Raw genomic sequence first — 7,646 nt, forward strand, 5'->3', positions numbered from 1 at the left:
GCGACGCGACGGCTCCCGTGCCCTCGTCCTCGTCCTCGGTGTCGCTCTCGGGCTCGGCGGCGCTACGCGGGGGCACGAAGAGCACCTGCGTTTCGTCGCCCCCCTTCCCGGCCGTGGTCTCCGCATCCGTATCCGCATCGCCTGCGGCCTCGGCAGCTGCCACGGCACCGGCCGGCGGCTCGGCCACGGCCTCGGTGGTGCCCCGGGCGGCCCCCGCTCCAGCGTCGGCACCGCCCTCGCCGTCGTCACGAGCCTCAGCCGTGCTGTCGACCGTGGGCCTCGCGTCGCCCGGCGAGCGGTCGGCCTTGCCCTTGGGCTCGGCCTTGGCCGCGGGGGCGTCGTCGGGCGCGGTGGTCGCCGGAGCGGACTGCGTACTGCTGCCGGTCGCCTTACCCGTTTCGACCGGGGCTTCGTCGCTTCCTACGGCAGGGCTGGTTGCGGTCGGCGAAGCCTCCCTGCCCTTGGGCTCGTCCCCGTCCCCGTCCCCGTTTCCGTCCTCATCCTCGTCGTCAACCGCGGGCAACACGTCGGCAGGTGGCTCGTCGGCCCCGGCCATGTCCGCAGCGTCCGGTTCCGAGACCGTGTCGTCGACCGTGTCGTCAGCGGCCGCCCCCGCATCTTTGGTGGCCCTCTCGAGCTCCGGGTCGTCCGGAGTGCCGCCCGCCACCGTTATCGCCTTCATCCCAGCCCCGCCTTGCCACTCACACCGTGCAGATACCGTGCGGCGGGGCCCCTGCGGAGCCCCGCCGTGTTCCTAGATGTACGCAGCGCACGGATCGTTCCCTCTGCTCGATCTTGAGACCTTTCGGCCCGGCATGCCGGACGGATGCCAATCGACGCCGCGTTGCCGCGTGCCGGCAGTCCTGGGTGGTTCTGGGAGACCCAGGTTCGGGCGGGCCTGGCTCGCCCCCGGGCCGCCGGGCGAGGCTGACGTCATGACCGAAACCACTGCCACAGCAACCGAGTTCCAGCGTCCCGCCGACTTCGCGGGCCGCACCATCCTGATCACCGGCGGCACGAGCGGCATGGGCCTGGCCACGGCCCGGCTGCTGCTCGCCTCCGGTGCCGACGTGGTCGTCACCGGCCGTGACGAGGCCCGCCTGGACCGCGCCGCGGCCGAGTTGGCCCCGTACGCGGACGGCGGACAGCGCCTCCTCGCCGTACGCTCCGACGCCGCGGACCCCGCCGACCTCGACCGGCTGGCCGACACGGTCGGCGCCAGGTACGGCCGACTGGACGGGGTGTTCGCGAACGCCGGAGTCGGGCTGTTCCAGCGCGCCGCCGAGGTGACCGAAAAGGACTTCGACCACCTGGTCGACGTCAACTTCAAGGGCGTGTTCTTCACCATCCAGAAGACCCTGCCGCTGCTCGGCGCGGCAGGCGGCGGCTCGGTGGTGATCAACGCCTCGTGGACGCTGTACCGCGGCATGGCCGTGTCCCCGGTGTACGCGGCCACCAAGGCGGCCGTACACAACCTCGCCCGCACCCTCGCCACCGACCTGGCCGTCCAGGGCATCCGGGTCAACTCGGTCAGCCCGGGCTACATCGTCACCGAGATGTTCCACGACAACATCCCGAACGACCCCGCCGTCCACCAGGCTCTGGGCGCAGCGGTCCCGCTGGGCCGGCTGGGCGCGGCCGAGGACGTCGCCGAGGCGGTGGCCTTCCTGCTGTCCCCGCGCTCCTCGTACATCACCGCCCAGGACATCGTCGTCGACGGCGGACTGACGACCGCGATCCCGGCCGGGGAGGGCGGCCCGGAACAGGGCAGGGAGGCCTGAGCCTTACCGCCGGCCCGCGCCCGCGCTGCCTGGTCCTGGCAGGGCCAGGCAGCGCACCCGTCCCGCGGGAGACAATCGGTCCATGACCGCGAACCCGCCGACAACCGCCGCCACCAGCCTGGGCGGCTTCCTGCGCACCCGCCGCTCCCGCCTGACCCCCGAGGACGTCGCGCTGCCCGACTACGGCGGCCGGCGCCGGGTCGCGGGCCTTCGCCGTGAGGAGACTGCGCAGCTCGCCGGGGTGAGCGTCGACTACTACACGCGGATGGAGCAGGACCGGGTGCCCAACCCGTCGGCCGCGATCCTCGACGCGCTCGCCCGCGCGCTGCGGCTGACCGAGGACGAGACCCGGCACCTGCACCACCTGGCCCGCCCGGCCCGCCGCCCTTCCGGGCCGGCCTCCCCGGCCGCGAACCACCCGCACACCCGCATCCAGCAGGTGCGGCCGACACTGCGCCTGCTGCTGGACGAACTGCACGACGTGCCCGCGATGGTCATGGGGCGGCGGATGGACGTCCTGGCATGGAACCCGGCGGCGAGCGCGCTGCTCGGCGACTTCGGCGCCCTCGACCGGGCCGAGCGCAACATCGCCCGCAACACCTTCCTCAACCCGGCGACCCGTGAGCTGTACGCGGACTGGACCGGCTGCGCCCGCGAGAACGTGGCCTACCTCCACCTGGAGGCGGGACGCCGACCGGGGGACCCGGAGCTGGCCCGGCTGATCGGCGAACTGTCCATGCGCAGCGAGGAGTTCCGCCGCTGGTGGGCGGAACACCCCGTGCAGGACAAGACCTCGGGCCGCAAGCGCTTCCGCCACCCGGTCGTCGGCGAGCTGGAGCTCTCGTACGAAACCCTGCGCGCGGCCGACGACCCCGACCAGGCGCTCATCACGTACACCGCCGAGCCGGGCAGCCCCGCGCACGACGCCCTGCGCATGCTCCTGGCCTGGTCGGCCCCGTCCCAGGCCGTCTCCTCACGATGATGCCGGCGGGGGAGGGGAGGACCGATGACCACGTGGCGTAGCCGTTGGATCTGGCGGGGTCGGGACACGCACGTCACTCTCCGATGCTGCTGACGGTCAGCACGGCTCGACCACCGCGCTGACCGAGCGCTGTCGGAGCCGGCCGGCCATGAGTTCCATCTCGACCAGCGTTCCCACCAGCCCGGTCGTCCGCAACTCCTCCGCCAGGGTCCTTGCTTGCGCGAGTGTCAGGTCATGCACCTCCCGAAGGGCACGCAGGACAGTGACCGAACTCGCCTCGGGCCCTGTCAGCCGGAGCCGCGCAGCTCCACGTTCGGCCAGGAGTGCCTGGCGTATCTCCTCCGGCGTTTCGCGGCCGCTGCCCCGTTCGCATCACCCGGCGGTGCATGACCGGCAGCCTGCTTCAATTCCCCACCACAGGCGTCCGCGGTCAATGAACTGGCCGATGTCGCGTTCCAGCACACCGCCGCAGGCATCGCACCGGGCGGCGGTCTTCACTCCCTGCGTGATCACCTTGGTCCTCGTCGTCGGCTCCTGTCCCGAATGGTGCTGCAACGGCTTCCGTTCGTCGATCGCATATCGGACGGCGGCATGGCCCGCGAAGGCCGCTGACCCCGCGTCCTGCCCCGGGGCGTACGGACATCACCACCCGGAGCAAATTCGGTACAGCCATGACACGGCCCGCCCCGCACTACACAATTGGGCTGAACCAGGCGGCGATCGGGGGAGGGCGCTGATGGATCGGGCTCTGCGTATCGGCATACCGGCGGGTTTGCTGATCCTGGCGGCATGTGCGCCGCTCTACGCCCCGTACTACACCACCATCCTGGTGTGGGAGCTGCGAAAGCTCTTCGCATGGCTGGCCCTGCCCCTGCTGGCCGTGGCGTTCGTCGTCCTGGTGCGGCTGGTGCGGTGGCTCCTTCGCAGGCGGCGCGGCGAGCCCGCCGCGGAGTCGAGCGGCGTGGTGCAGGCCCTCGGCTGCCTGGGCGCCGTCGTCGGCCTCGGACTCGCCGTCTTCTGGCTGATCTACGGTTCGTACCTGCAGGACCGCGCGTACATGGCCCACACGCAGGTGGTGACCGGGCCGGTGCCCCAGCTGGCACCCCGCGCCCCCTATCTCGTCGGCAAGGCGCAGGCCGCCCCGCACCTGGGCGACGTCACCGGTGAGATCTCCGACATCACCTACCTGCCCGACTCGGACAGGTTCGCCACCCTCGTCGAGCGGAGCGGCTGGCTGGCCGGGTACGAAGTCGGCCTCGTGCAGGACATTCCGCTCGGCGGCACCAGCCGCTCGCAGCAGCGCTGCTCGTTCGACGTGGACGTGGCGGACGCACGCATCAGCGGCTGGTTCAGCCACAACCTGGGCCGCAAGATCTCCGCCCAGAAGCGTTGGGTCCGCTTCGAGGCCAAGGACGCCTACGTGACCTGCTCGGGGGACACGCCCGTCGTGGTCGTACCCCTCAAGCGCCAGACCGGGGTCATGGTCGTCACTGAACGGCCCGCCGGAGTCGCCCTCTACGACGGGCGGACGGGAAAGGTCACCATCACCACCGACACGGCGGACGTCCCCGGCCCTTCCTACCCGCTGAGCCTCGCCGCCCGGCAACGGGAGGCGACCGCCGCCGTCGGCAGCTTCGCCGACTGGTGGTTCGACCGCAGCGGCTGGGACGCATCCGAGGACGGCGCGAACGAGGGGAACGACTCGGAGTTCACCCTGCGCTACGCCGACACCAGCGGGCGCAGCGTGTACGTCACCCCTCTCACACCGCAGGGCGAGGCCAGCTCGGTCGTCGCGGTGTCGACGGTGCCGGCGCGTCATCAAGGCGGCCAACTGGCGCCCCTGACCGTTCACCGGCTCGATCCGACCTGGTCCTCGCCGAAGGCGATCGTCGCGCTGATCAAGGCCGAGTACCGGGACGTCTGCTGCTACAACGACGACATGGTCTTCGAGGTGGTACCCACCGGCGGGAGCACGTGGACCGCCACGATCGGCAGCGAACAGGACATCCGCTACCGGGTGGAGGGCAAGGGCCAGGTCGCGGGGCGCGAGGCGACCTGCCTCAAGGCCGCCGACGGCGCGCTGATCCGGTGTGCGTACGCGGCGCCGGGCTCGGCCGAGGAGCAGGAGCTCAAACGCCGCGAGGGCCAGAAACAAAAGGACAGCCCCCCGGCCAACCCCCCGGACCTCGGCGACCTCACCGCTTACACCCCCGAGCAGCTTGCCGAACTGAACCGCCGCATCAACGAGGAGGTCAACCGCCGGCTCAAGGGCGCCCAGTCCTAGAACAGCTCTTGATCGATTGGCTGCAGAACGGAAGACGGAGGATTCTCTGAAGCTCTCGACAACGCACCCGGCTGGACTCGGCGCGTGACGCTGGCCGACCTGATGCATCACACCAGCGGTATTCCCGACTTCGAGGATCTGCTGCGTGCCAAGGTGTCAGAGTGACGGAACAGGCCGGCCAGCAGGACGCGATCGCGGCCATCCTCGCCTCCCAGCCGGAACAGCCGCCCGGCCGGCGTTTCTCCTACTCCAACTCCAATTACGTTCTGCTGTCCCATGTCGTAACAATTACCGCACCGGCCGCATCGGTGGCGCGCAACTGCTCGCCGGGGTGACGCAGGGAGCGGTGAGCACGGGCGACACCCTGCGCCGCCGCGGCATCGAAAAAGGTTGCTATGGGGCGGGAGTCGTCCTTCTGCCCGACAAGGGTCTGGTGCACCGCGGCGACTGGGAGGGATTCCACAGCACCTTCAAGGTGAGCCCTGACCGCAACCCTGCAGTGACCATCGTGTGTAACTCGGACTCGCCCGACCACTTCCGAGCGGCACATCAACTGCTTGACATATGGGCCACATGACGGGCGGACCCGCCGGGGGCGGTACGGCGGGAGCCGCCGCTCCGCCCCCGCCAGGAGCGGGACGCCTCAGCGGGATCAGGAGTCGAGGAGGGTGATCTCCTCGTCCACGGTGGCGACTTCCTCCCCGCGACCCATGCGGTCGAGCTGCTTCCGGTAGCGCTCAAGCGCGGTGCGCAGCAGCCATGCCCGCTCGGGTTCCATCGCGTGCATCCTGCGCGCGGCGGCGACGGCCTCGGCCCGGAGAGCCAGGGCTATGTCGGGCTGGAGGGCGAACTCCTGACGGCTGTATTCGTACAACGCCTCCGCAAGCCGGGGCAGATAGGCGAGCGGGCTCACCTGCACCAGGAGCCGGTAGGCGGCGACCTCATGCCGCACCGGCAGGGTCCCCGAGCCGAGGAGAGCCACGCGGGCTCGAAGGACTGCATCGTGATTGATGTGCGAGGTGGGATTCATGAAGGAGATTTTGAAAGCCGCACAGCTGCCCAAACAAGGGCATAGGGCTGTGCCGTTGGTCCTACGAAAACCCCCTCTGACCTGTCATGATGGATACGTCTTCACCCCTGTGCCCGCCCGGCGCTCCGTCAGCCACCCGGCGACTGTGCGACGTTCCCGCCGGAGATGCGCACGCCTGGCCTCGCGCCGGCAGGCCAGCGCCCAGATCGGCTCGGAAGTCCAAAGGGTGGATCGGCTTCAGCCCCGGCCACGAGCCCAGGGGCGGCGTGGCCGCAGCGAGGCCTCGCCGTGCTGCCGCGACCGGACCTGCCGGACCACCACCCCCAGCCGTGCAAGCGCGGCGGCAGTACCGGCGCCGACAGGGACGAGCGGCCAGAACGCGGGGCGGTTCCCGAAGGCCGCGCACACCAGGAGCACCAGGATGGCCGCCACTCCGACGAAGAACCCGAGCATCCACGGCCCGGCCCGGTCGTCCCGCCCCAACCGCGCCCGGCCGCCGAGCCAGGCGGCACCGGCCACAGCGAGGGCGATCAAATACCCCATGACCAGTGGGTAGAGCGCGAACAGCGTGATGTCCCACGCCCCGGGGTGCCAACCGGGCCACACATCACGCCCGTCGATCTCAACGATCCGCCCCCGCCACATGCCCGCCACGACGCGCTGCCCCTCACGCAGGCCGTGTGCGGCGTCGTCCGGCACGCCGTCCACCGTCTTCAGCTCGCCGTCGACCCGCAGTTCGATCACGTACTCGGTGTGAACGAACCAGTCTCCGCTGCCGCCGTCCTGGCCTCCACCGTCTCTCCCGGACTCCGTGTGTGACGTGAGCTCCGTGATGGTGGCTTCAGCCGTGCCCAGCGATCCGTTCGCGCGCGCGAGTGCGACAGCCGTCTCCTCGTAGGTGCGCACCGCGAGCAGCGTGATCAGGGCAGCCATGACGAGGCGGAACACGGCGCGCACTACACGGGCTCTCACCGACCCGGTCCGTCTCGTGCCCGGCCCCGCCGCCGATGTCGTGCCCCCAGTCGGTTCCTGCATCAGGTCCCCCTCACCTGCAGTGTGGCGAGGGCAGGCGAAACCTGCCCCACCGGAGCACACGCCGCCCACGCGAGCATGGTTGCGGGACCTCCCGGAGAGCGACGCAGAGGGGATGCCGAGGCGCGCCCGCAGCCAAGACACCTCGCGATGCCCACGCGTCAAGCTGATCTTGGGTTGTCGCGGGGAGTGGTCGAAATCTGTCGGCCGCGCAGCGCAGGGCGCGGGATGCCTGCCTCACGCCGTTCGGCGGCTGATCCGGTCAGGCGGCGCCCGGCTTCCGGTGACGGCTCGGCGACGGGGAAGCCTTCGCCCTCCGAGGGCGGCTCGGAAGGTGGGCTTCTATGCCTTGGTGTCCTTCGATTCGGGGGTCGGAAGTGGCCTGGAACACAGCCAGAAAAGGGTACAAGCAACTACAGAAGGCGACATTCCGGCCCCCGGGCGGTGAGGCGGCCCACAGGGCCTACGTCACATTCGCGCCCGGATAGTAGGTCCCCGGGCCGCCGGGAAAGCCCCTCTCACCTGCCCGGAGGGCTT

The 7,646-nt window shown here is 70.7% G+C and carries 8 protein-coding genes and 1 pseudogene; 5 read left to right on the forward strand and 4 right to left on the reverse strand.

The features are described from left to right. Window positions 1-682: pseudogene (locus AB0F11_RS36795) on the reverse strand (hypothetical protein); the annotation flags it as partial. Between the two features lie 253 nt (window positions 683-935). On the opposite strand from AB0F11_RS36795, the gene AB0F11_RS36800 reads away from it, so the two are divergent. Together AB0F11_RS36800 and AB0F11_RS36805 are read left to right on the forward strand one after the other, a co-directional pair. Then, window positions 936-1,781 carry a glucose 1-dehydrogenase gene (locus tag AB0F11_RS36800; RefSeq protein ID WP_362183845.1) on the forward strand — a complete coding sequence of 282 codons (846 nt, stop codon included), beginning with the start codon at window positions 936-938 and terminating at the stop codon, window positions 1,779-1,781. A gap of 82 nt (window positions 1,782-1,863) precedes the next feature. Further along, window positions 1,864-2,763, forward strand: coding sequence for a helix-turn-helix transcriptional regulator (locus AB0F11_RS36805; protein ID WP_362183848.1), 900 nt, complete (start codon window positions 1,864-1,866; stop codon window positions 2,761-2,763). 96 nt (window positions 2,764-2,859) lie between these two features. On the opposite strand, the gene AB0F11_RS36810 is transcribed toward AB0F11_RS36805, so the two are convergent. Next, complete coding sequence (locus AB0F11_RS36810) at window positions 2,860-3,003, reverse strand: hypothetical protein (RefSeq protein ID WP_362183851.1); 144 nt, start codon at window positions 3,001-3,003, stop codon at window positions 2,860-2,862. A gap of 496 nt (window positions 3,004-3,499) precedes the next feature. Here AB0F11_RS36810 and AB0F11_RS36815 point away from each other — a divergent pair, with 496 nt between their 5' ends. The 3 genes from AB0F11_RS36815 to AB0F11_RS36825 all read left to right on the forward strand — a co-directional run bounded on the left by AB0F11_RS36815 (window position 3,500) and on the right by AB0F11_RS36825 (window position 5,624). Next, window positions 3,500-5,047, forward strand: a complete 1,548-nt coding sequence (locus AB0F11_RS36815) for a hypothetical protein (protein WP_362183854.1) — start codon at window positions 3,500-3,502, stop codon at window positions 5,045-5,047. 161 nt (window positions 5,048-5,208) lie between these two features. Further along, window positions 5,209-5,382, forward strand: coding sequence for a serine hydrolase (locus tag AB0F11_RS36820; protein WP_362183857.1), 174 nt, complete (start codon window positions 5,209-5,211; stop codon window positions 5,380-5,382). An 11-nt stretch (window positions 5,383-5,393) separates the two neighbouring features. Beyond that, a complete protein-coding gene (locus AB0F11_RS36825) occupies window positions 5,394-5,624 on the forward strand; it encodes a hypothetical protein (protein ID WP_362183860.1) in 231 nt (76 codons plus the stop codon). Window positions 5,625-5,699: 75 nt separating this feature from the next. Here the strand turns inward: AB0F11_RS36825 and AB0F11_RS36830 are convergent, their stop codons facing one another. Both AB0F11_RS36830 and AB0F11_RS36835 read right to left on the reverse strand, forming a co-directional pair. Beyond that, window positions 5,700-6,077 (reverse strand): hypothetical protein, encoded by a 378-nt coding sequence (locus AB0F11_RS36830; RefSeq protein WP_362183863.1) that lies wholly within the window; start codon window positions 6,075-6,077, stop codon window positions 5,700-5,702. 237 nt (window positions 6,078-6,314) lie between these two features. After that, window positions 6,315-7,025, reverse strand: coding sequence for a hypothetical protein (locus AB0F11_RS36835; RefSeq protein ID WP_362183866.1), 711 nt, complete (start codon window positions 7,023-7,025; stop codon window positions 6,315-6,317). Window positions 7,026-7,646 lie beyond the last annotated feature (621 nt).

Origin of the sequence: Streptomyces sp. NPDC032472 (assembly GCF_040636955.1) — a bacterium.
Lineage (GTDB): Bacteria > Actinomycetota > Actinomycetes > Streptomycetales > Streptomycetaceae > Streptomyces.